This is a genomic window from Candidatus Accumulibacter vicinus (assembly GCF_000584955.1).
GTDB classification, from domain to species: Bacteria; Pseudomonadota; Gammaproteobacteria; order Burkholderiales; family Rhodocyclaceae; genus Accumulibacter; species Accumulibacter vicinus.
Genome location: NZ_JDSS02000049.1, coordinates 4,659 through 5,900 on the forward strand (window position 1 = coordinate 4,659; position 1,242 = coordinate 5,900).

Genomic DNA, 1,242 nt, shown 5'->3' on the forward strand with positions numbered 1-1,242 from the left:
GGCCCGTGCAATTCAGCGTCCGCCAGCGCCCTAGCCTTGTCGATGTTTGGTTCGTCCGCCACTAAACGCAGCAGGTCACGCAGCCGCTCAATCTCCGTCCTCGCCTGCCACAACGCGGCCACCGTGTGTGCAATTGACTCGCCGCAGTATCGGGGCTTGTCGTTCAGCATCGGCAGCGGCCCGCGCCTAATGAGGTGCTCCGCTATCAGTGCCGCGTGTCGGCTGCCGGCGCATGTGTTCGCCGGGAAGTCGCGCGCCTGTCTCATGGCTTTCAGGGCGGCTTTGCTGTACTCATCCAGCACGGGCCTAACCCTGCGCTCAACGTGACCCGCAACGGCGGCCACGCTTGCGCGCTTCGGTGTTTTTGGTTGCGCCGTTGCGGTCACGTTAGCTCCACGTTAGGCCTTTCCAGGTCGAGCCCGGGCGAAAGCGCCAACGCAGCTCGTGTCGCTCTTGGCCTGCTGCCTCAGCTCGGCCGCCGTGGTCACGCGCGGCGCGGCGCCTATTGCGTCAGCTTTTCGGCGCGCGTCCACCGCTTCGGCCAAGAACTGGAACGGGTGCACCCACCGCGCCAGTCCTGTTGCGGCAGTGCGCTCGGCAAGCCACCGGAAGCGCTCAGCATCTGCCGCGTAGGCCTCGGCCGCCTTGCTCCAGGTGTACGCCTCGCGGTGCAACTTGGCATTGTCGGCCAGCAGTATGTCGCGCTCGTGCTCCGCCGTCTCCAGCTCGATCAGCCGCGCCATCGGTATGTGCGCGTCGGCCGCGCTTACATCGCCCAGCAGCGCGGCGCGGTGCGGCGCGCGTCTAGGCCAACAGTCGTCGTTCTCAATCACCTGCGCCCGAGCATCGGCCTCGTCTTTGCACAGCATCGCAACGCCATCGCGGTCCAGGCAGTACCAGCGCGCTTCGGCCGCAGGCCTAACAGGTCGCTCAACCAGAGAGCCAACGGCGCTATGGTCATCGTGGCGCTTGCTCGCGCCGGCTGCTTCACTGGTCATCGCGTTGGCTCCTGGTTAGCTTTGCGTTAGGCCGCTGCAAAACCTCGCGTTCTACCGCTCGCGCGAAATCGTCGAGCTTGAAGCCCTGGAACGCCAACCGCACCGTTGCCACGGCGCCGTCGTATCCACACTCTTCGGCAAGCTCCGTGATCCGCACTTTTGTCAGCGGCTCATGGCTTGGCACAGTGGCGGCCATGATTGCGCGCACAACCCACTCGTGCGGCATCCAGTCGCGCGCTTTTTC

At 65.5% G+C, this 1,242-nt stretch carries 3 protein-coding genes; all 3 read right to left on the reverse strand.

The genetic code is table 11. The annotated features are described in order from the left end of the window. On the reverse strand, positions 1-302 hold a 302-nt coding region (locus CAPSK01_RS19615), incomplete at its 3' end, for a hypothetical protein (protein WP_273704139.1). A gap of 96 nt (positions 303-398) precedes the next feature. Continuing rightward, positions 399-998 carry a hypothetical protein gene (locus CAPSK01_RS19620; protein ID WP_034930803.1) on the reverse strand — a complete coding sequence of 200 codons (600 nt, stop codon included), beginning with the start codon at positions 996-998 and terminating at the stop codon, positions 399-401. Continuing rightward, the coding region (locus CAPSK01_RS19625) for a hypothetical protein (protein WP_273704140.1) at positions 988-1,242 on the reverse strand (255 nt) is incomplete at its 5' end. The genes CAPSK01_RS19620 and CAPSK01_RS19625, both read right to left, overlap by 11 nt.